Origin of the sequence: Pseudomonas sp. LAP_36 (assembly GCF_019456785.1) — a bacterium.
Taxonomy (GTDB): domain Bacteria; phylum Pseudomonadota; class Gammaproteobacteria; order Pseudomonadales; family Pseudomonadaceae; genus Aquipseudomonas; species Aquipseudomonas tritici.
Genome location: NZ_JAHZMS010000003.1, coordinates 264,928 through 283,187, shown reverse-complemented (window position 1 = coordinate 283,187; position 18,260 = coordinate 264,928). Strand labels below are relative to the sequence as shown.

The following is an 18,260-nucleotide window of genomic DNA, read 5'->3' as shown; positions in this document are numbered from 1 at the left end:
GCTGGCCCCTAAAAACGATGGCGGCCCCTGGCATGCGCATTCAGTTGAACGGCGAATTCCTTGAACTGCCCGACGGTGAAACCGTTGCGGCCCTGCTGACCCGTCTGGACCTGACCGGGCGTCGCGTCGCAGTGGAACTCAACCTGGATATCGTCCCGCGTAGCCAGCACGCCGAGACCGCGCTCACCGACGGTGACCAGGTCGAAGTGGTCCACGCCATCGGCGGCGGCTAGTCGCGCAGCTTGCTGAATTCTGCAGAACCTCACCCCCATTTCGAGGATTTCCCATGAGCATCGTTCGTAGCGACAAGCCCTTCGTCCTGGCCGGTCGTACCTACCAGTCCCGCCTGTTAGTGGGTACCGGCAAGTACCGCGACATGGAAGAAACCCGTCTGGCCATCGAAGCCTCGGGCGCCGAGATCGTCACCTTCGCCGTGCGCCGCACCAACCTCGGCCAGATAGAAGGCGAGCCGAACCTGCTCGAAGTCCTCTCGCCGGATCGCTACACCTTCTTGCCGAACACCGCCGGGTGCTATGACGCCATCGAAGCCGTGCGCACCTGCCGCCTGGCCCGTGAGCTGCTCGACGGCCATAATCTGGTGAAGCTGGAAGTGCTGGCCGACCAGAAAACCCTGTTTCCCAACGTGATCGAGACCCTCAAGGCTGCTGAAACGCTGGTCAAGGAAGGCTTCGACGTGATGGTCTACACCAGCGATGACCCGATCATCGCGCGCCAACTGGCCGAAATCGGTTGTATCGCCGTAATGCCGCTGGCCGGTCTGATCGGTTCCGGCCTGGGTATCTGCAATCCGTACAACCTGCAGATCATCCTCGAAGAAGCCAATATTCCCGTACTGGTGGACGCGGGCGTAGGCACTGCCTCCGACGCTACCATCGCCATGGAACTGGGCTGCGACGCGGTGCTGATGAACTCAGCCATCGCCCATGCCCGACAGCCAATCATGATGGCCGAAGCCATGAAACACGCCATCGTCGCGGGCCGCCTGGCGTACCTCGCCGGTCGCATGCCAAAAAAACTCTACGCCAGCGCCTCCTCGCCGCTGGATGGTCTGATCAAGTAAGAGCCATTGATGACTGAATCAAACGAAACGCCGAACACTCTGGACGAAGCCGACGAGTCCAAGCATCGCCGCATCAAGAGTTTTGTGATGCGCGCCGGTCGCATGACCGAAGGCCAGCAAAAGGGCCTGGAGCAAGGCACGCCATTGTTTGTGCTGCCCCTGGCCGACGCGCCGGTGGATTACGACCAGGTATTCGGCCGTTCGGCCCCGCGTTCCCTTGAAATCGGCTTCGGCATGGGCCACTCCCTGCTGGAAATGGCCGCAGCCTCGCCAGAACAGGATTTCATCGGTGTTGAAGTGCACCGCCCGGGTGTTGGCGCGCTGCTCAACGGCGTGTTGACCCAAGGGTTGACCAACCTGCGGGTCTACGACTGCGACGCGATCGAAGTGCTCAACCGCTGCATCGCCGACAACAGCCTTGATCGCCTGATGCTGTTCTTCCCTGATCCTTGGCATAAATCCCGTCACCACAAGCGTCGTATCGTCCAGGCGTCCTTCGCGGAGCTGGTGCGCAGCAAGCTCAAAGTCGGCGGCATCTTGCACATGGCCACCGACTGGGAACCTTACGCGGAATACATGCTGGAAGTCATGAGCGTGGCCCCTGGCTACCGCAACCTGGCCGAAGACGGCAAATGCGTGCCACGCCCGGCTGAACGCCCGATCACCAAGTTCGAACGTCGCGGCGAGCGATTGGGGCATGGGGTTTGGGATTTGAAGTTCGAGAAGGTTGACTGACAGGCCACTAGCTTGGAATGCAGTCAAAAATGTGGGAGCGGGCTTGCTCGCGAATGCGGTGTGTCAGTCACTGAAAATGTCGACTGATCCACCGTATTCGCGAGCAAGCCCGCTCCCACATTTGCTTTTGTGTTGTAGCTGAGGTCAGCGACGGTCGGCAACCACGCCAATCAACACCAGCACCACCACCAACACCGGTGCCAGGCTGTAGTTATTGAACTGGCTCAACCCTCGCACAATCCACGGCGTGGCATAGATCAACGCCGCGCCGCTGCCGATCATGCACAGCAGCGCCATCAACGGTACGCGCAATGCGCCGGCGACGCTGCCCAGGCGGGCTTCTACCCAGCCTTTGATATCAGCGCCAAACAGCACCAGCAAACAGCCGACAAGGGCCAAGGATATTTCCGACAGGTTGCTGCGGCTCCAGCGGGATACGGTGGCGAGCAGGTCGAGTACCAAATCCATTCGATTTCCTTAGAGCGTCAGCTCAAAAACTTTTGCAGCAGGTCATTGAGAAAGAGTTGCCCGCGGTCGGTCGCCGCCAGGCGTGACGGTTCGACCTGCATTAAGCCGCTTTGTTCTGCATCCGTGCGTGCGTCATCCAGGCTTGCCAGATCGAGGCCGGTGCGCTCGGCGTAGAGCTTGGCTTCGACACCGTCGGTCAGGCGCAAAGCGTTCATCAGGAATTCAAACGGCAGTTCCTCGTTAGTCAGCTCTTTCGCCCCAGCCTGAAAGCTTTTAGCCGGGTTGAGATAGTCCTTCGGCGCTCGCGTCTTCCAGGTGCGCACGATGCGCCCGTCCGGATGGCTGAGTTTGCCGTGGGCGCCGGCGCCGATGCCGATAAAGTCACCGAAGCTCCAGTAGTTCAGGTTATGCCGCGCCGGACGACCTGGCTGGGCATAGGCCGAGACTTCATATTGCGCGTAACCGTGTTCAGCAAGCAGCGCCTGGCCCGCTTCCTGAATATCCCACAGCGTATCGTCTTCCGGCAGCGCGGGCGGCTGGTTCCAGAATACGGTGTTGGGCTCCAGGGTCAGTTGGTACCACGACAAGTGCGTGGGTTTGAGCGCGATGGCTTGGCGCAAATCGCTCAACGCGTCGTCCAGGGACTGATCGGGCAAACCGTGCATCAAGTCCAGGTTGAAGTTATCAAACCCGGCCAGGCGCGCCATGCCCGCTGCACGCACGGCTTCATCACCATTGTGGATACGTCCCAAGGCCTGGAGCTTTTCCTGCTGGAAACTCTGGATGCCGATGGACAGGCGATTGATCCCCAGCTTGCGATAAGCCACGAACTTCTCTTGCTCGAACGTCCCGGGGTTGGCTTCCAGGGTGATCTCTATATCGCTGGCAAACGGGATGCGCGCTTTCACGCCCTCAAGCAAGCGGCCCAGCGCTGCGGCGCTGAACAGGCTGGGCGTACCACCACCAAAGAAGATCGAACTCAGTTCGCGACCGTAAACCGCATGCAGGTCCTGATCGAGATCGGCCAGCAAGGCGTCCACATACTCTTCTTCCGGCAGCACCTTGCTGGCGGTGTGGGAGTTGAAGTCGCAATAGGGGCATTTGCGCACGCACCACGGGATGTGGATATACAGCGCCAGGGGCGGCAGCACAGGCAGGGCCGCCCGGGGTGTTTGCGCGCCGCCATGGATCAGCGGCTGCGCGGAGGTGTTCTGGGTCATTTCAGGCTCAGGCGTTGGCGCAGCAAATCCATTGCGCGAGCACGGTGGCTGATCTGGTTCTTGTCGGCAGGGCTCAACTCGGCGCTCGAGACATTACGTTCCGGCACCCAGAACAGTGGGTCATAGCCAAAACCATGCTCGCCGCTGGCCGCATGCAGAATGCGCCCGTGCCACAGGCCTTCGCACAGGATCGGCAATGGATCATCGGCATGTCGCACCAGGGCCAGCACACACACGAACTGCGCGCCGCGCATCGCGTCCGGTACATCCTTGAGGGCGTCGAGCAGCTTGGCGTTGTTGGCCGCGTCGCCTTTGCCGTCGGCGTAGCGTGCCGAGTAAATGCCGGGGGCGCCGCCGAGGAAGTCCACCGCCAGGCCCGAGTCATCCGCCAGCGCCGGCAGGCCGGAAATACGTGCCGCATTGCGTGCCTTGAGGATGGCGTTCTCGACGAACGACAGGCCGGTCTCTTCCGGCTCCACCTGGCTGAACTCGCCAATCGAGCGCAATTGCACGGATTCGCCGAGCATTGCCTGGAGTTCTTTAAGCTTGCCGGCGTTGTGGCTGGCGAGTACGAGTTGGGTTAGGTTCATCATTGCGCCGGAAACAGTTCCTGGTTGAATTGGAAGCTATGGGCTTTGCCACCGGTTTCAACATTGATGGTAAACGTCTTGTATTCGCGCTGCGTCACGGAGTAAGGCGCGAGGTAATTAATCCCGCCTTTTTCTTCGATTTGCTTGAACGTCAGTATCTCGCTCTTACCGCCCAAATCCTTGATGGTGCCCGTTACTTGCGCCGCCACCGGGGTTACGCCCTTGATCACGGTGACGTTGATCAAACCCTTCTCCTTGCTGCGCACCACGCCGATCTTCTGGGCGGTTTCCGGCTGCAGGAAGCTGGAAGTGAAGGTGTTGTAGTGGACAGTGATATCGCCGAAGTCTTTCTTGCGATTTGCGTCGATAGCGTCCGCGGCCATGGCGCTGGCACCCAGGCAAGCGGTCAATAGAAAAACAGCCAAACGACTCATGAACGTCCCTCTTGAAAGATGATTAGACGGCAATTTTGTGGTCGGTCAGGCCAGGACTACTGACCCGGTAAATACCAATTTCACCCAACAGATTGGGCCATAGCTTACTCGCCCAACCGTGGCGATGCTGTTGATCGACGGCAAGGCGGTTGATCACCTTGGCTTCACGCTCGCTACACAAGGCTTCGAAGTCTTCGAAAGTGCAGAAGTGGATGTTCGGCGTGTTGTACCAGGTGTAGGGCAGGAAGTCCGATACCGGCATGCGGCCCTTGGTGGCCAGGTACCAGCGGCAGCGCCAGTGACCGAAGTTGGGAAAGGTGATGATGCATTGGCGGCCGACGCGCAGCATTTCGTCAAGGATGCGATCCGGGTAGTGCACCGCCTGTAGCGCCTGGGTCATCACCACGATGTCGAAACTGTTGCTGGCAAAGTTGCCCAGGCCCTTGTCCAGGTCCTGTTCGATCACGTTGATGCCCTTGGCCACGCACTGGGCGATGTTGTCAGGGTCGTTTTCCAGGCCGTAGCCGGTGACTTGCTTGTGGTCGCGCAGCCAACTCAGCAGTTCGCCATCGCCACAGCCCAGGTCGAGCACGCGGCTGCCTGCGGGGATCCAGTCTTGGATGATGTCCAGGTCGGCTCTCATGGCGTTCTCACAAAGTTATGCGGTTCATGTAGTTGCTGAAGGCCTGCAAGTAGCGCGGGATCGGAATCAGGAAGGCGTCGTGGCCTTGCGGAGCATCGATCTCCAGGTAGCAGACGTCTTTGCGCGCAGCCATCAGCGCATCCACCAGCTCACGCGAGCGCGCCGGCGAGAAGCGCCAGTCGGTGGTGAAGGACATCACGCAAAACTTGGCCGTGGCGCCTTCGAAGGTTTTTGCCAGGTCGTCGTCGTGGTTGGCGGCCGGGTCGAAGTAGTCCAGGGCCTTGGTCATCAGCAAGTACGTGTTGGCGTCGAAACGTCCCGAGAATTCCTCGCCTTGATAACGCAGGTAGCTTTCCACCTGGAACTCAACACTGTGGAAGTCGTAGTTGAGCTTTTCGCTCTTGAGGCCACGGCCGAATTTTTCACCCATGGAATCATCGGACAGGTAGGTGATGTGCCCGACCATGCGCGCCAGCATCAAGCCGCGCTTGGGAATCACACCCGCTTCCTGGAACGAACCACCGTGGAACTCGGGGTCGGTGAGGATGGCCTGGCGCGCCACTTCGTTGAAGGCGATGTTCTGCGCCGACAACTTGGGCGCCGAAGCGATAGCCAGGCAATGGCGCACGCGATCCGGGTAAGTGATGGTCCATTGCAGCGCCTGCATGCCACCCAGGCTACCGCCGATCACCGCTGCCCATTGATTGATACCCAACAGGTCGGCAAGGCGCGCCTGGCTGTGCACCCAGTCTTCCACGGTCAGCACCGGGAAGTCGGCGCCGAACGGCTTGCCGGTTTCCGGGTTGATACTGCTGGGGCCGGTGGAGCCGTTGCAGCCGCCGAGGTTATTCAGGCTGACAACAAAGAATCTGTTGGTGTCGATGGGTTTGCCAGGGCCGATGCAACTGTCCCACCAGCCAGGCTTGCGCTCGTCGACGGAGTGGAAACCGGCTGCATGATGATGGCCGGACAAGGCGTGGCAGATCAGCACGGCATTGCTCGCCGTGGCGTTCAGTTGGCCGTAGGTTTCGTAGATCAAGTCATAGGCAGGCAGCGAACGGCCGCAGGCCAGGGCCAGCGGTTCGCTGAAGTGCGCCACTTGGGGCACGACCAGTCCAACAGAATCGGGGGGAAAGGCAGTTGGCATCGACCCTGCTCTCGTTTAAATGAGGCGTAAGTCTAAAGACCGCTGCACCTAGCGGCAAGCAAAGGCCTGTGCGGATTCAATTCAACAGGCAGATACAAAATGTGGGAGCTGGCTTGCCAGCTCCCACACGTTGCTGCGCCAAGTGTTAGATCAGCACTCGCAGGATGTCCGGCATTGAGGTCATGGCCGCCAGGTTGTTGATCACCAGCATATCCAGCAACTTGAGCACCATGAACGCCAGGATCGGCGAGATATCCAGGCCGCCCAGGTTCGGCAGCAGCTTGCGGAACGGCGCCAGGGCCGGCTCGCAGATCTGGTTCACCAGCTCAGCGCCAGGGTTATGGCTGCCCGGAGCAACCCAGGACAGGATCACGCTGATGATCAGGGCAAAGAAGAAGATCTTCAGGAACAGCGCGGTCACGCCGATGATTGCCCAGACCAGCAACTGGACGAAATTGCCGGTGGTGCCGTAGGTCAGCAGCAGGGTCAGCGCCATCAAGGCCAACTGCACTAGGATCGCCAGTACCAGCGACGACATGTCCAGGCCGAACAGGCTCGGGATGATCCGGCGCAATGGCTTGAGCAGCGGCTGGGTGGCCTTGACGATGAACTGGCAGAGCGGGTTGTAGAAGTTCGCGCGCACCAGTTGCAGCACGAAGCGCATCAATACGATCAGCAAGTACAGACTGCCGATGGTTTGCAGCACGTAGACGGCTGCGGTGTTCAAACCAATCATGTTGGCTCCTTATTTGCCAAGTTGTTCGGCGAGTTCGGCCGAGCGGTGCGCAGCGGCGCCCAATGCTTTTTCAACCAGGGCTTCAAAGCCCCCGGCCTGGAACGACTCGATGGCTGCCTGTGTGGTGCCGCCAGGGGAAGTCACGCGACGGCGCAACTCGGCCGCGTCCACGTCGCTGGCCACCGCCATATGTGCGGCGCCCAGGGCGGTCTGTTCAGCCAGTTGCTCGGCAACGTCCTTGGACAGGCCCAGTTTCACGCCGGCGGCGGTCATGGCTTCGATCAATAGGAAGAAATACGCCGGGCCGCTGCCGGACACAGCGGTGACCGCGTCCAGTTGCTGCTCCTGTTCCAGCCACAGGGCGATGCCCACGGCGGACAGCAGCTCCTGGGCCTGGTCACGCTGGGCAGCGCTGACTTCGGCGGTGGCATACAGGCCGCTCACGCCTTTGCGCAGCAGCGAAGGGGTGTTGGGCATGCAACGCACGATCGGCTGGGCGCCGAGCCATTGCTTCAGGCTGGCGCAGTTGATCCCGGCGGCGATGGACACCACCAGTTGCTGCGGCTGCAGGCTCGGGCGCAGGCTTTCGCACACGGCCTTCATGGCTTGCGGCTTGACTGCCAGCACGATCACATCGACGCCCTGGATGGCCTCGGCGTTGTCGGCAAAGGTTTCAATGCCGTGCTCGGCGCTGACGCGGGCACGGGTCTCGGCGCCCGGGTCGCTGGCGCGAATTTGCGCGCTGCCCAGGCCTTGGGCCCGTAGGCCACCGATCAGGCTGGCCGCCATGTTGCCGGCGCCGATAAAAGCTATACGCGTGTCTGTCATGACAGGTCCTTGGTTAAATAGAAGTCAGCCATTTTCAAGGCTGGCCGTAGTCGCGGGCGCCAAACAGGGCGGTACCGATCCGCACCCAGGTGGCGCCTTGGGCAATGGCCGACTCGAGGTCGTGGCTCATGCCCATGGAAAGTGTGTCCAACGGCAGATTCAAACGGGCTTGCAGCTCGCGTACGGTGGCGAACGCCGCATCTTGGGCCGCCCGATCTTCAGTCGGCTCGGGGATCGCCATCAAGCCACGCAGTTTCAGGCGCGGCAGGGCGCTGATCGCATTGGCCAGGGCCGGCAGGTCGGCGGGTGTACAGCCGGACTTGCTGGCTTCGCCACTGACGTTGACCTGAATGCAGATATTCAGCGGCGGCAGGTTGGCCGGGCGCTGTTCGGACAAACGTTGAGCAATTTTCAAACGGTCCACGGAATGCACCCAAGCGAAGTTCTCGGCGATCGCACGAGTCTTGTTCGATTGAATGGGGCCGATGAAGTGCCAACTCAAGGGCAGGTCGGTCAATTCCGCCTGTTTTCCCAACGCTTCCTGTAGATAGTTTTCGCCAAAATCGCGCATCCCGGCGGCATAGGCTTCGCGCACTGCGAGTGCGGGTTTGGTCTTGCTCACGGCCAGCAGGTGGATGCTGCTTGCGTCACGTTGCACGGCGTCGGCTGCGGCGCGGATGCGCTGGCTAACCAGGCCGATGTTGTCTGCTATCGTCGACATTCAAGATGCGCCCGTGGATATGGAGTCCGCGGCATTCTACTGGAAATGGAAAGCCCTATGGATATCACTGAATTACTCACGGCCAGCGTGCGCCGTGGCGCCTCCGACCTGCATTTGTCGGCTGGCCTGGCGCCGATGTTGCGGGTGGATGGCGAGGTGTGGCCGCTGGATTGGCCGGTGCTCTCACCTACGCAAGTTGCGGACTTATTGAGCCCCTTACTGAATCAGCACCAACAAAAGGATTTCGAAACATCTCTTGAAACGGATTTTGCTTTCGAGCTACCCGACGTGGCGCGGTTCCGGGCGAATGTGTTCCAGCAGGATCGTGGCATGGGCGCCGTGTTTCGCACCATCCCCTCTGAGGTGCAGAGCCTGGAAAGCCTTGGCCTGGGAGATGTATTTCAGCGTATCGCCCAGCTACCACGCGGCTTGGTGTTGGTGACTGGCCCCACTGGCTCGGGCAAGTCCACAACCTTGGCGGCGATGATCGATTTTCTCAATCAGCATCGGCGTCAGCACATCCTTACGCTCGAAGACCCCATCGAGTTTATCCACACACCGAAAACGGCGTTGATCAACCAACGCCAGGTGCACCGCGACACCCATAGCTTTTCCACCGCACTGCGCTCGGCGCTGCGGGAAGATCCTGACGTGATCCTGGTGGGTGAACTGCGCGACCTGGAAACCATCCGCCTGGCGCTGACGGCGGCGGAGACCGGGCACCTGCTGTTTGGCACATTGCACACCAGCTCGGCGGCGAAGACCGTAGACCGGCTGGTGGATGTGTTCCCGGCCGGGGAAAAAGCCATGGTCCGCGCGATGCTGTCGGAGTCGTTGCAGGCGGTGGTGTCTCAAGTGCTGGTGAAGAAGATGGGCGGCGGGCGGGTGGCGGCTCACGAGATCATGCTGGGCACGCCGGCGATTCGGAATTTGATCCGCGAGGACAAGGTGGCGCAGATGGTCTCGGCGATCCAGACGGGTGGAGCGTTGGGGATGAAGACGCTGGATATGAGTTTGAAGGCGTTGGTCGGGGAGGGCGTGATCAGCAGGGAGGAAGCGCGGGAGAAGGCGAGGGTGCCTGCAGATATCTAGAGAGCAGTGAGATCAGTGTGGGAGCTGGCTTGCCTGCGATAGCGCACTGTCAGACGATATTTTTGCGACTGACACACCGTTATCCCAGGCAAGCCAGCTCCCACATTTGGCTGCATTCCAAATGGGGAGTCTGGTGGCATTGAACTTAGCGCTGAACGATCCGCAAGTTGTTCTGCTCTTTCGGCAGAACCCGCTTGGCAATCACGTAGTTCTTATCCCAGAACGGCTTTTTCAGCGTGTCGATGCTCACCGATTTGCCACGGCGCGGTGCGTGGATAAAACGGTCATTGCCCAGGTAGATGGCAACGTGGTTCACCTGGCGGCTCTTCAGTTTGAAGAACAACAGGTCACCCGGTTTCAGGTCCTTGCGATCAACCTTCTGCCCGTGGCCGGCGGCCATGGCATTGGACGTGCGCGGCAAGTCCACCGCTGCAACATCATTAAACGCATATTTCACCAAACCACTGCAGTCGAACCCTTTACTTGGGCTGCTACCGCCCCAACGATAAGGAGTACCGAGCACGTTGACGGCGCGGCTGAGGACGGTGCTGCTCTGCTTGGTGTTGACGCCTACCAGGCCCGGTACTGCTTTGCCGTTGTGGGCCTTGCTCAGTTGAGTCGGGCGGTTGACAGTCAGCTTTACCGACTTGGTAGTACCTGGCGTGCTGTGGACTTTAGGGGTGAAACCGTTAACGTTAGGAAGTCGTTGCTCACGATTGGTGGCGTGGGCGGCCAGTGGCATTAATAGGCAAATGGTTAGCCATGTCTTGAAAAATGGTCGCATTAGGCGTGGCTCTTATGGGTTTGCGCGCAACTTTATAACAGGTTTTAGTGTCGTTCTCAGGCCGTTTGTCGACTGAACCTTGACGTCAAAATCAGGAAAAACGCGACGATTCGCCGCAATTGTCCTACACAAGGCAGGTGGCATAAGGCTTTCAGGGCAGGGAAGATACCATTTGCCGTACGTCGGGCGCCTGTAAAAAAGTCACAAAGAAAGTGAAAATTTTTTTCTATCGAGGCAAAAGAGGTACGCGATGAACACCTATCAACAGATTGGCCAGCAACAAGACACCCACAGCAAGGTGATCGGTTACCTGTTGTGGATTTTCGGTTTTACCGGCGCGCATCGCTTCTATTACGGCAAGCCGGTGACCGGCACGATCTGGTTTTTCACCTTGGGCTTGCTGGGGATTGGCTGGCTGATCGACCTGTTCCTGATCCCGGCCATGGACCGTGAAGCGGACCTGCGTTTTACCGCCGGGCCTATCGAATACAACGTGGCCTGGATCCTGTTGGCGTTCCTGGGCGTATTTGGCGTGCACCGTATGTATCAGGGCAAATGGATCTCCGGCCTGATCTACCTGCTGACCGGCGGTTTGTTCCTGGTGGGCGTGCTGTATGACTTCTGGACGCTGAATACGCAGATTTCGATTCGCAATGCGGAGCGCAATAACGGGCGATAAGTCCCTAGAGGTCGATACAAAGCCAAATGTGGGAGCGGGCTTGCTCGCGAAAGCGGTGTGTCAGCCAACGAATATGCTGACTGATCCACCGCATTCGCGAGCAAGCCCGCTCCCACACTTACTGTGCCCACCCCTAGGCCAGCGTCAGGCCTGGTAGCTGATCCGCCCATCCACCAAGGTGTAGCGCACCGTCGCCGGCAAGCTATGCCCGATAAACGGGCAATTCTCACCTTTGGACAGCCAGTGTTCCCCAGCCACCGTGGAGCTGGCCGGATCAAACAGCACCAAATCCGCCGCAGAACCCACCGCCAACTTACCCGCCGGCAGGCGCAAGGCCTCGGCCGGGCCTGCACTCAGGCGTGTCAGCAACGTCGGCAAATCCAGCAAACCCTCTTCCACCAGCGTCATCGCCAACGGCAGTAACAGCTCAACGCTGCTGATACCCGGCTCTGTCGCGCCGAACGGTGCCAGCTTGGCATCGCGCTCGTGGGGCTGGTGGTGGCTTGAAATCGCCGAGATCACACCCGACTTCACCGCCGCGCGCAAACCATCACGGTCGGCACGGGTGCGCAGCGGCGGTTGCACGTGGTACAGGCTGGAGAAGTCGATCAGCGCCTCATCGGTCAAAATCAGCTGATACAACGCCACATCCGCCGTCACCGGCAAGCCACGGGCCTGGGCCTGGGCGATCAGGGCGACACCGCGTGCGCTGGTCAATTGGCTGAAGTGCGCGCGCACGCCGCTTTGTTCCACCAGCAGCAGGTCACGGGCCAGGGCCACGGTTTCGGCGGTTTCCGGAATGCCCGGCAAACCGAGGAAGCTGGCCACGGCGCCTTCATGGGCCAGGCCGCCTTCGGCCAGGTCGCGATCCTGGGAGTGGAAGATCACCGTCAGGTCGAAGGTGGCTGCGTACTCCAGGGCGCGGCACAGGGTGCGGGTACTGCGAAAGCTCTCCAAACCGTTGCCAAAGGCTACGCAACCGGCGTCGCGCAGGGCGATCAGCTCGGCGAGTTGTTCGCCGTCCAGGCCTTTGCTCAGGGCGCCAATGGGGAACACTTTGCAATTGCCGGCTTCGCGGGCGCGGTCGAGGATCAGTTCGGTCACCGCCGAGGTGTCCAGGACTGGCTTGGTATGCGGCGGGCAGCACAGGCTGGTCACGCCACCGGCCGCAGCGGCGCGGGTTTCGCTGATGATGTTGCCCTTGCGACTGTAACCCGGCTCGCGCAGGGCGACGTTCAGGTCCACCAGGCCAGGCGCGGCCACCAGGCCTTTGGCGTCGATGGTTTCAACCGCGCTGAAGCCAGCAGGGGCAGCGCCAATGGCGATGATCTTGCCGGCTTCCAGATGCAGATCGGTAACTTGATCCAGGCCACTGGCTGGATCGATGACTCGGGCGCCGAGAATGCTGAGCTTCACTGGGCGTTCTCCTGCTCGAATTGACGTTGCGCGGTTTGCCCGCTCATGGCCATGGACAACACCGCCATGCGCACGGCGATGCCGTAGGTCACCTGGTTAAGGATCACCGACTGGTTGCCGTCGGCCACCGCAGACTCAATCTCCACCCCGCGGTTGATCGGGCCCGGGTGCATCACGATGGCATCCGGCTTGGCACCGGCCAGGCGCGCGGTGGTCAGGCCGAACAGGCGGTAGAACTCACCTTCGCTCGGCAGCAGGCCGCCGGCCATGCGCTCGCGTTGCAGGCGCAGCATGATCACCACGTCCACGTCCTTGAGGCCTTCGGTCATGTCGGTGTAGACCTTCACGCCATACTGCTCGATACCGATCGGCAGCAGGGTTTTCGGTGCAATCACGCGGATGTCCGGGCAACCCAGGGTCTTCAGGGCCAGCATGTTCGAGCGCGCCACCCGCGAGTGCAGGATGTCGCCGACGATGGCCACCGAGAGGTTTTCAAAGCTGCCCTTGTGCCGACGGATGGTGAGCATGTCGAGCATGCCCTGGGTCGGGTGGGCGTGACGGCCGTCGCCGCCGTTGATGATCGCTACCTGCGGGCACACGTGCTCGGCGATGAAATGCGCGGCGCCGGAATCGCCGTGGCGCACCACGAACATGTCGGCGGCCATGGCTTCCAGGTTGCGCAGGGTGTCGAGCAGGGTTTCGCCCTTGCTCGCCGACGAGGTCGACACGTTCAGCGTGATTACGTCGGCCGACAGTCGCTGGGCGGCCAGCTCAAAGGTGGTACGGGTGCGCGTGGAGTTCTCGAAGAACACATTGCAGATGGTCTTGCCGCGCAGCAGCGGGACCTTCTTCACCGCGCGGCCGCCGACTTCGAGGAACGAGTCGGCGGTGTCGAGGATTTCGGTGAGCAGTTCGCGGGGCAAACCGTCGAGGGACAAGAAATGTTGCAACTGGCCCTGAGCATTGAGCTGCAGCGGGCGCTTGGCATCTAGAGGCGTCATCGCGGGGACTCTGTACAAGGCGGTTTAAAGGGCAAGGTCTTGCAGTTCGAGTTCGAGCGGCGTGGGACCGGACAATTTTACCCGCTGGTGGGCTTCCAGCGACAGTGTGGCGCCGACCACATCCGGGCTGATCGGCAATTCGCCGGCTTCCAGGTCCAGCAGGCACACCAGGGTCACGCTGGCCGGGCGGCCGTAGTCGAACAGTTCGTTCAGGGCGGCGCGAATGGTGCGGCCGCTCATCAGCACGTCATCGATCAACACCAGATGCTGGCCTTCGATCTCGAAGGGCAGGGCCGAGGGGCGCACTTGCGGGTGCAGGCCGTTCTGGCTGAAGTCATCGCGGTAGAAGGACACGTCCAGGGTGCCCAGGGGCGAATCGCTGCCGAGCGCCTCCAGCAGTGCCTGAGCCACCCACACACCGCCCGTGCGAATGCCGATGAAACGCGGTTCGCTGATGGCGCGGTGTTGCAGATGGGCCGTGAGGCTTTTGGCCATCTGGCTGATCAGTTCGGCGGGGTTCGGCAAGCTCATGGTGGCTCCTTCAAGGCCTTGGCGGGGGCAAGGTCCGGGCGTAAACGTAAAAAGACGCGGCAAGCCGCGTCAGTCAGGATTCAAATAAAGCAGTGTTTTCGTCCAGCCAACCCTGCAACAGCAGGGCGGCGGCAATGGCGTCCACGGGGTTGTCGCGGTAGCTGCCTTTCTGCCCGCCACGGTCGCGCCGCTCGCCCTTGGCTTCAAAAGTGGTCAGGCGCTCGTCGTGGGTATAGAAGGGGATGTTGTAGCGGCCATTGAGGCGGCGTGCGAACTTTTCGGCGCGCAGGCACATGTCGCTGGGCGTGCCATCCATATTCAAAGGCAAGCCGACCACCACGGCGTCGGGCTTCCACTCTTTAATGAGGGCCTCGACCTGGTTCCAGTCCGGGATACCGTTCTGGGCCTTGAGGGTGCACAGCTCGCGGGCCTGCCCGGTAATCACCTGGCCGACGGCTACGCCGATCTGCTTGGTGCCGTAGTCAAAGCCGAGGATCAGACGCAAGGCCATCAGGCGTGCCCCGCCTGGCTGGTCAGCAGGCTGAGGTTGACCCGCAGCTTCGCCGCCGCGGCTTCCAGGCGCAGTTCGCTGGGGGTGTTGAAGAGGATGTCGGCGTCAAAGGGGCAGGTCAGCCAGGCATTGCTCGCCAACTCAGCCTCCAGTTGCCCGGCTTCCCAGCCCGCATAGCCCAGGGTGATCACGCTTTGCTCGGGGCCAGCGCCGTCAGCGATGGCGAACAACACGTCCTGAGAGGTCGACAGCGACACGCCTTCCAGATCAACCGTGGCCTGGAACTTCGGCCCGGTGGGGTGCAGTACAAAACCGCGATCGGTCTGCACCGGCCCGCCGATGTAGATCGGCACGTCCTGGCAACGGGCCGGCGGGTCGACGTCTGGTCGCAGTTGTTCGAGGATATCCGCCAGGTTCAGCTCTTGCGGGCGGTTTACCACGAGTCCCATAGCACCATTGGCCGTGTGCTCGACAATGTAGGTCAAGGTGTGCGCAAAGTTCGGGTCGGCCATATGGGGCATGGCGATCAGGAATTGGTGCTTGAGGTAGGTCGGGCTGACATTTTTCATGTCCGCTAGTGTGGCGTTGGAGGGGCGAACTGACAAGGTGGGGATGTGCCGCATCCGGCAATTGTCATCAATTGCTGGAAAGCCGATCGCCCTTGGCGAACTTCCAGGTGCGGATGATTTCCAGGCGGTCGACGTCGTTCAAATCCCCACTGAACGGGGCAAACGGTGCCGCCAGGCGCACGATGCGCTGGGCAGCCTGGTCCAGCAATGGCTGGCCGGAGGACTCCAGAACCTGCACTTCATATAGCGTGCCGTCACGGTTGATTGATACCAATAGTCGCAAATTTCCGTAAATCTGCTGGCGTCGGGCTTCTTCGGGGTAGTTGAGGTTGCCGATGCGCTCGACCTTCTTGCGCCACTCGTCCTTATACCAGGCACCTTTGTCGCGCATGGTCGAGGCGGCGTTTAGCCGGTAGATGCGCGGGCGCTTGGCGTACAGCTGCTGTTCGTTGGCCAGTTCGGCTTCGAGGCTGGAGATCTCGTCGGACAGGGTCGAGCTGTCGAAGGTCGGTGCTGGCTTTACGGGCTCGGGCGTGGGTTCGGTCTTGGCCTTTTCGCGCTGGGTCGGGACTTTTTGCGGTTTGGGCGCGACAGTAGTCACCGCAGGCTTGGGTGCGGCTTGCTTGACCTCGGGCTTAGGCGTCGGCGGCGGGGTGACTTTATTCACCTTGTTGTCCTGGAACGGCGCCACTTCGGTGGTCTTGGGCACGGCTTTCTTGTCCAGGGTGCCGCTGCCTTGCTGGTTGTTCTGGGCGAGAAAGTCGGCCTTCTCGGGCTTCTTTTCGCTCTTGAACGTGGCGAGGGTGATTTCCAGGGTTTTGCTGATCTGCTTGGGTTCGACCATCGTGAACCCCACGCCGAGGATCAGGGCCAGGTGAATCAAGGCCGCCAGGAACAGGGTAAATCCGAGCCGATCAGCCGGGCGCACGCCGCTATGGGAGAGTTCGGGGGGCAGTTCGGACGGGAGTGTCATGACAAAAAAACCAACATCGCGCGTTTCACAGGTGGCGCATGATAACGCAATGTTGGTATGTGTCCGGCTGTTCTATGTCACTTGGCTTGTAGCTTGCGCTCAATGGCGGCCATCAGCATTTCGCCGATGTTCGTGCCAAATGCATTGTCGATCTCGCGGATACAGGTCGGGCTGGTGACGTTGATTTCAGTCAGGTTCTCACCGATCACGTCCAGGCCGACAAACAGCAAGCCCTTTTCACGCAGCGTTGGACCGACTTGGGAGGCGATCCAACGGTCCTTGTCCGACAAAGGCCGTGCTTCGCCGTGCCCACCGGCCGCCAGGTTGCCACGGGTTTCGCCGGCTGCCGGGATACGCGCCAGGCAGTAATCCACCGGCTCGCCGTCGATCATCAGGATGCGCTTGTCGCCGTCCTTGATCGCCGGCAGGTAGGCCTGGCCCATGATCTGCTGGGTGCCCAGGGCGGTCAGGGTTTCCAGGATCACCGACAGGTTCGGGTCGCCCGCGCGGTGACGGAAGATCGAGGTGCCACCCATGCCGTCCAACGGCTTGAGAATCACATCGCCATGTTTGGCGGCAAATTCACGCAGCACATCGGCGCGGCGGCTGACCACGGTCGGCGGCGTGCACTGCGGGAACAGCGTGGCGAACAGCTTTTCATTGCAGTCGCGCAGGCTCTGCGGCTTGTTGACGATCAGTACGCCAGCGCGTTCGGCCTGCTCCAGCAGGTAGGTGGAGTACACGAATTCCATGTCGAACGGCGGGTCCTTGCGCATCAGGATCACATCCAGATCGCTCAACGGGCTGTCGATTTCATCTTGCAGCTCGAACCACTTCTGCGGGTTGGCAAACACCTGCAGCGGGCGCATGCGTGCGCGGGCTTCGCCGTCGCCCTGGTAAAGATCGCGCTGCTCCATATAGAACAACGTCCAACCGCGGGCCTGGGCGGCCAGGAGCATGGCCAGCGAGCTGTCCTTTTTATAGGAAATGCTGGCGATAGGGTCCATGACAATGCCGACGCGAACGCTCATGGGGGATTTCCTCTAGCAAATAAGGGCACACAAAAGTGGCGTCAGAGTGGCGCTGCGGCTGTTGTGGGTCAAGGAAAAACCACCCGGCCGGTTGCTCGATAGATTGCGCCCGGAGACTGTGCTAAAAAGACTGCCACAGCGCAGCAGCCCTTGAATTCCAAGGCTTGCGGCGTTCATCCTGTGCAACATCAGGCAGTACACACCGAAAACCGATTCGCTGTGGCGATGGCAGAGCAGATATGGAACAGCAATCCAACGCCTTGAGAGTGATGGTGATCGACGATTCGAAGACGATCCGCCGCACCGCCGAGACCCTGTTGAAGAACGTGGGGTGCGATGTCATCACGGCCATCGACGGTTTTGATGCCCTGGCCCGGATTGTTGATCATCACCCGCACATTATTTTTGTCGACATCATGATGCCGCGCCTGGATGGCTATCAGACGTGCGCGCTGGTGAAGAACAACCCGGCGTTCAAGTCGATCCCGGTGATCATGTTGTCCTCCAAGGACGGCCTGTTCGACAAGGCCAAGGGCCGTACCGTGGGTGTCGATCAGTTTTTGACCAAACCTTTCAGCAAGGAAGAACTGCTGGGCGCAATCAAGGCCTACGTGCCTGCCTTCGCCGCAGTAGAACAAGCACACTGACACCGCCTCACAAGGGCCGGTGTCCACCTATGTAGTGGGGAAAACCATGGCACGTGTTCTGATCGTCGACGATTCGCCGACCGAAATGTACAAACTCACCGGCATGCTGGAAAAGCATGGCCACCAGGTCCTCAAGGCTGAAAACGGTGCGGACGGCGTGGCTCTGGCCCGCCAGGAAAAACCCGACGCCGTGCTGATGGACATCGTGATGCCGGGCCTCAATGGCTTCCAGGCCACGCGCCAGCTGTCCAAGGAGCCGGAAACCAACGGCATCCCGATCATCATCATCACCACCAAGGACCAGGAAACCGACAAGATCTGGGGGGCACGCCAGGGCGCCAAGGATTACCTGACCAAGCCGGTGGATGAAGAAACCCTGATCGCCACCCTGAACAAGGTGCTGGCCGGCTGACGGCACGTCAT

24 protein-coding genes are annotated in these 18,260 nt (G+C 60.7%); 7 read left to right on the top strand and 17 right to left on the bottom strand.

Annotated elements, in window-relative coordinates; all coding sequences use genetic code 11:
* Positions 1-32 precede the first annotated feature (32 nt).
* Genes thiS through trmB form a run of 3 tightly spaced genes read left to right on the top strand, consistent with a single transcriptional unit; the run spans position 33 to position 1,816 of the window.
* Positions 33-233, top strand: coding sequence for a sulfur carrier protein ThiS (thiS, locus tag JBO08_RS12380; protein WP_175403039.1), 201 nt, complete (start codon positions 33-35; stop codon positions 231-233).
* A gap of 53 nt (positions 234-286) precedes the next feature.
* Positions 287-1,081 (top strand): thiazole synthase, encoded by a 795-nt coding sequence (locus JBO08_RS12375; RefSeq protein WP_220074698.1) that lies wholly within the window; start codon positions 287-289, stop codon positions 1,079-1,081.
* Between the two features lie 9 nt (positions 1,082-1,090).
* A complete protein-coding gene (gene trmB, locus JBO08_RS12370) occupies positions 1,091-1,816 on the top strand; it encodes a tRNA (guanosine(46)-N7)-methyltransferase TrmB (protein ID WP_065891351.1) in 726 nt (241 codons plus the stop codon).
* A gap of 144 nt (positions 1,817-1,960) precedes the next feature.
* Here trmB and JBO08_RS12365 read toward each other — a convergent pair whose 3' ends face one another.
* The 9 genes from JBO08_RS12365 to JBO08_RS12325 form a co-directional block, all read right to left on the bottom strand.
* The gene (locus JBO08_RS12365; RefSeq protein ID WP_010207241.1) at positions 1,961-2,284 is read right to left on the bottom strand and encodes a DUF3392 domain-containing protein; all 324 of its coding nucleotides are present in this window, start codon (positions 2,282-2,284) and stop codon (positions 1,961-1,963) included.
* Between the two features lie 17 nt (positions 2,285-2,301).
* Complete coding sequence (hemW, locus tag JBO08_RS12360; protein WP_065880186.1) at positions 2,302-3,504, bottom strand: radical SAM family heme chaperone HemW; 1,203 nt, start codon at positions 3,502-3,504, stop codon at positions 2,302-2,304.
* A complete protein-coding gene (gene rdgB, locus JBO08_RS12355) occupies positions 3,501-4,097 on the bottom strand; it encodes an RdgB/HAM1 family non-canonical purine NTP pyrophosphatase (RefSeq protein WP_065871952.1) in 597 nt (198 codons plus the stop codon). Before rdgB ends, hemW begins: the two co-directional genes overlap by 4 nt.
* Positions 4,094-4,528, bottom strand: a complete 435-nt coding sequence (locus JBO08_RS12350; RefSeq protein ID WP_065871951.1) for a DUF4426 domain-containing protein — start codon at positions 4,526-4,528, stop codon at positions 4,094-4,096. Before JBO08_RS12350 ends, rdgB begins: the two co-directional genes overlap by 4 nt.
* A 22-nt stretch (positions 4,529-4,550) precedes the next feature.
* Complete coding sequence (gene metW / locus JBO08_RS12345; protein WP_057006516.1) at positions 4,551-5,171, bottom strand: methionine biosynthesis protein MetW; 621 nt, start codon at positions 5,169-5,171, stop codon at positions 4,551-4,553.
* Between the two features lie 7 nt (positions 5,172-5,178).
* On the bottom strand, positions 5,179-6,318 hold the full coding sequence (locus JBO08_RS12340; protein WP_065871950.1) for a homoserine O-acetyltransferase: 1,140 nt from the start codon (positions 6,316-6,318) through the stop codon (positions 5,179-5,181).
* A gap of 145 nt (positions 6,319-6,463) precedes the next feature.
* Complete coding sequence (locus tag JBO08_RS12335) at positions 6,464-7,054, bottom strand: YggT family protein (RefSeq protein ID WP_065871949.1); 591 nt, start codon at positions 7,052-7,054, stop codon at positions 6,464-6,466.
* Positions 7,055-7,063: 9 nt separating this feature from the next.
* A complete protein-coding gene (gene proC, locus JBO08_RS12330; RefSeq protein ID WP_065871948.1) occupies positions 7,064-7,882 on the bottom strand; it encodes a pyrroline-5-carboxylate reductase in 819 nt (272 codons plus the stop codon).
* 34 nt (positions 7,883-7,916) lie between these two features.
* The gene (locus tag JBO08_RS12325) at positions 7,917-8,603 is read right to left on the bottom strand and encodes a YggS family pyridoxal phosphate-dependent enzyme (protein WP_065871947.1); all 687 of its coding nucleotides are present in this window, start codon (positions 8,601-8,603) and stop codon (positions 7,917-7,919) included.
* A gap of 57 nt (positions 8,604-8,660) precedes the next feature.
* Between JBO08_RS12325 and JBO08_RS12320 the strand changes: the two genes are divergently transcribed.
* Positions 8,661-9,695: a type IV pilus twitching motility protein PilT gene (locus JBO08_RS12320; protein WP_220074699.1), complete on the top strand. Its 1,035-nt coding sequence runs from the start codon at positions 8,661-8,663 to the stop codon at positions 9,693-9,695.
* A 145-nt stretch (positions 9,696-9,840) separates the two neighbouring features.
* Here the strand turns inward: JBO08_RS12320 and JBO08_RS12315 are convergent, their stop codons facing one another.
* The gene (locus JBO08_RS12315) at positions 9,841-10,479 is read right to left on the bottom strand and encodes a C40 family peptidase (protein WP_065871945.1); all 639 of its coding nucleotides are present in this window, start codon (positions 10,477-10,479) and stop codon (positions 9,841-9,843) included.
* A 250-nt stretch (positions 10,480-10,729) separates the two neighbouring features.
* Here JBO08_RS12315 and JBO08_RS12310 point away from each other — a divergent pair, with 250 nt between their 5' ends.
* Positions 10,730-11,158 (top strand): TM2 domain-containing protein, encoded by a 429-nt coding sequence (locus tag JBO08_RS12310; protein ID WP_065871944.1) that lies wholly within the window; start codon positions 10,730-10,732, stop codon positions 11,156-11,158.
* A 144-nt stretch (positions 11,159-11,302) separates the two neighbouring features.
* Here the strand turns inward: JBO08_RS12310 and JBO08_RS12305 are convergent, their stop codons facing one another.
* From JBO08_RS12305 to gshB, 7 genes are all read right to left on the bottom strand, one after another.
* Positions 11,303-12,574 carry a dihydroorotase gene (locus JBO08_RS12305; protein WP_065880184.1) on the bottom strand — a complete coding sequence of 424 codons (1,272 nt, stop codon included), beginning with the start codon at positions 12,572-12,574 and terminating at the stop codon, positions 11,303-11,305.
* Positions 12,571-13,575 (bottom strand): aspartate carbamoyltransferase catalytic subunit, encoded by a 1,005-nt coding sequence (locus JBO08_RS12300; RefSeq protein WP_025857712.1) that lies wholly within the window; start codon positions 13,573-13,575, stop codon positions 12,571-12,573. The genes JBO08_RS12305 and JBO08_RS12300 overlap by 4 nt, the downstream gene beginning before the upstream one ends.
* A gap of 24 nt (positions 13,576-13,599) precedes the next feature.
* Positions 13,600-14,106: a bifunctional pyr operon transcriptional regulator/uracil phosphoribosyltransferase PyrR gene (gene pyrR / locus JBO08_RS12295; RefSeq protein WP_065871942.1), complete on the bottom strand. Its 507-nt coding sequence runs from the start codon at positions 14,104-14,106 to the stop codon at positions 13,600-13,602.
* Positions 14,107-14,179: 73 nt separating this feature from the next.
* On the bottom strand, positions 14,180-14,617 hold the full coding sequence (gene ruvX / locus JBO08_RS12290; protein ID WP_003176676.1) for a Holliday junction resolvase RuvX: 438 nt from the start codon (positions 14,615-14,617) through the stop codon (positions 14,180-14,182).
* Positions 14,617-15,186: a YqgE/AlgH family protein gene (locus JBO08_RS12285; RefSeq protein WP_065909996.1), complete on the bottom strand. Its 570-nt coding sequence runs from the start codon at positions 15,184-15,186 to the stop codon at positions 14,617-14,619. Before JBO08_RS12285 ends, ruvX begins: the two co-directional genes overlap by 1 nt.
* Before the next feature lie 67 nt (positions 15,187-15,253).
* Complete coding sequence (locus JBO08_RS12280; RefSeq protein WP_220074700.1) at positions 15,254-16,159, bottom strand: energy transducer TonB; 906 nt, start codon at positions 16,157-16,159, stop codon at positions 15,254-15,256.
* 77 nt (positions 16,160-16,236) lie between these two features.
* Positions 16,237-17,190, bottom strand: a complete 954-nt coding sequence (gene gshB / locus JBO08_RS12275) for a glutathione synthase (RefSeq protein WP_220074701.1) — start codon at positions 17,188-17,190, stop codon at positions 16,237-16,239.
* 239 nt (positions 17,191-17,429) lie between these two features.
* Here gshB and pilG point away from each other — a divergent pair, with 239 nt between their 5' ends.
* On the top strand, positions 17,430-17,837 hold the full coding sequence (pilG, locus tag JBO08_RS12270; RefSeq protein WP_049711119.1) for a twitching motility response regulator PilG: 408 nt from the start codon (positions 17,430-17,432) through the stop codon (positions 17,835-17,837).
* A gap of 46 nt (positions 17,838-17,883) precedes the next feature.
* On the top strand, positions 17,884-18,249 hold the full coding sequence (gene pilH / locus JBO08_RS12265; RefSeq protein ID WP_014720320.1) for a twitching motility response regulator PilH: 366 nt from the start codon (positions 17,884-17,886) through the stop codon (positions 18,247-18,249).
* Positions 18,250-18,260: the final 11 nt, after the last annotated feature.

Bases quoted from the DNA above. Each gene is read 5' to 3' on its own strand.
- JBO08_RS12300 (WP_025857712.1), bottom strand. From the start codon at position 13,575: ATGACGCCTCTAGATGCCAAGCGCCCGCTGCAGCTCAATGCTCAGGGC.
- metW (WP_057006516.1), bottom strand. From the start codon at position 5,171: ATGAGAGCCGACCTGGACATCATCCAAGACTGGATCCCCGCAGGCAGC.
- JBO08_RS12375 (WP_220074698.1), top strand. From the start codon at position 287: ATGAGCATCGTTCGTAGCGACAAGCCCTTCGTCCTGGCCGGTCGTACC.
- trmB (WP_065891351.1), top strand. From the start codon at position 1,091: ATGACTGAATCAAACGAAACGCCGAACACTCTGGACGAAGCCGACGAG.
- JBO08_RS12310 (WP_065871944.1), top strand. From the start codon at position 10,730: ATGAACACCTATCAACAGATTGGCCAGCAACAAGACACCCACAGCAAG.
- JBO08_RS12280 (WP_220074700.1), bottom strand. From the start codon at position 16,159: ATGACACTCCCGTCCGAACTGCCCCCCGAACTCTCCCATAGCGGCGTG.
- JBO08_RS12335 (WP_065871949.1), bottom strand. From the start codon at position 7,054: ATGATTGGTTTGAACACCGCAGCCGTCTACGTGCTGCAAACCATCGGC.
- JBO08_RS12365 (WP_010207241.1), bottom strand. From the start codon at position 2,284: ATGGATTTGGTACTCGACCTGCTCGCCACCGTATCCCGCTGGAGCCGC.
- JBO08_RS12315 (WP_065871945.1), bottom strand. From the start codon at position 10,479: ATGCGACCATTTTTCAAGACATGGCTAACCATTTGCCTATTAATGCCA.
- rdgB (WP_065871952.1), bottom strand. From the start codon at position 4,097: ATGATGAACCTAACCCAACTCGTACTCGCCAGCCACAACGCCGGCAAG.
- pilG (WP_049711119.1), top strand. From the start codon at position 17,430: ATGGAACAGCAATCCAACGCCTTGAGAGTGATGGTGATCGACGATTCG.
- proC (WP_065871948.1), bottom strand. From the start codon at position 7,882: ATGACAGACACGCGTATAGCTTTTATCGGCGCCGGCAACATGGCGGCC.
- JBO08_RS12320 (WP_220074699.1), top strand. From the start codon at position 8,661: ATGGATATCACTGAATTACTCACGGCCAGCGTGCGCCGTGGCGCCTCC.
- pilH (WP_014720320.1), top strand. From the start codon at position 17,884: ATGGCACGTGTTCTGATCGTCGACGATTCGCCGACCGAAATGTACAAA.
- JBO08_RS12325 (WP_065871947.1), bottom strand. From the start codon at position 8,603: ATGTCGACGATAGCAGACAACATCGGCCTGGTTAGCCAGCGCATCCGC.
- hemW (WP_065880186.1), bottom strand. From the start codon at position 3,504: ATGACCCAGAACACCTCCGCGCAGCCGCTGATCCATGGCGGCGCGCAA.
- thiS (WP_175403039.1), top strand. From the start codon at position 33: ATGCGCATTCAGTTGAACGGCGAATTCCTTGAACTGCCCGACGGTGAA.
- ruvX (WP_003176676.1), bottom strand. From the start codon at position 14,617: ATGGCCTTGCGTCTGATCCTCGGCTTTGACTACGGCACCAAGCAGATC.
- gshB (WP_220074701.1), bottom strand. From the start codon at position 17,190: ATGAGCGTTCGCGTCGGCATTGTCATGGACCCTATCGCCAGCATTTCC.
- JBO08_RS12350 (WP_065871951.1), bottom strand. From the start codon at position 4,528: ATGAGTCGTTTGGCTGTTTTTCTATTGACCGCTTGCCTGGGTGCCAGC.
- pyrR (WP_065871942.1), bottom strand. From the start codon at position 14,106: ATGAGCTTGCCGAACCCCGCCGAACTGATCAGCCAGATGGCCAAAAGC.
- JBO08_RS12340 (WP_065871950.1), bottom strand. From the start codon at position 6,318: ATGCCAACTGCCTTTCCCCCCGATTCTGTTGGACTGGTCGTGCCCCAA.
- JBO08_RS12285 (WP_065909996.1), bottom strand. From the start codon at position 15,186: ATGAAAAATGTCAGCCCGACCTACCTCAAGCACCAATTCCTGATCGCC.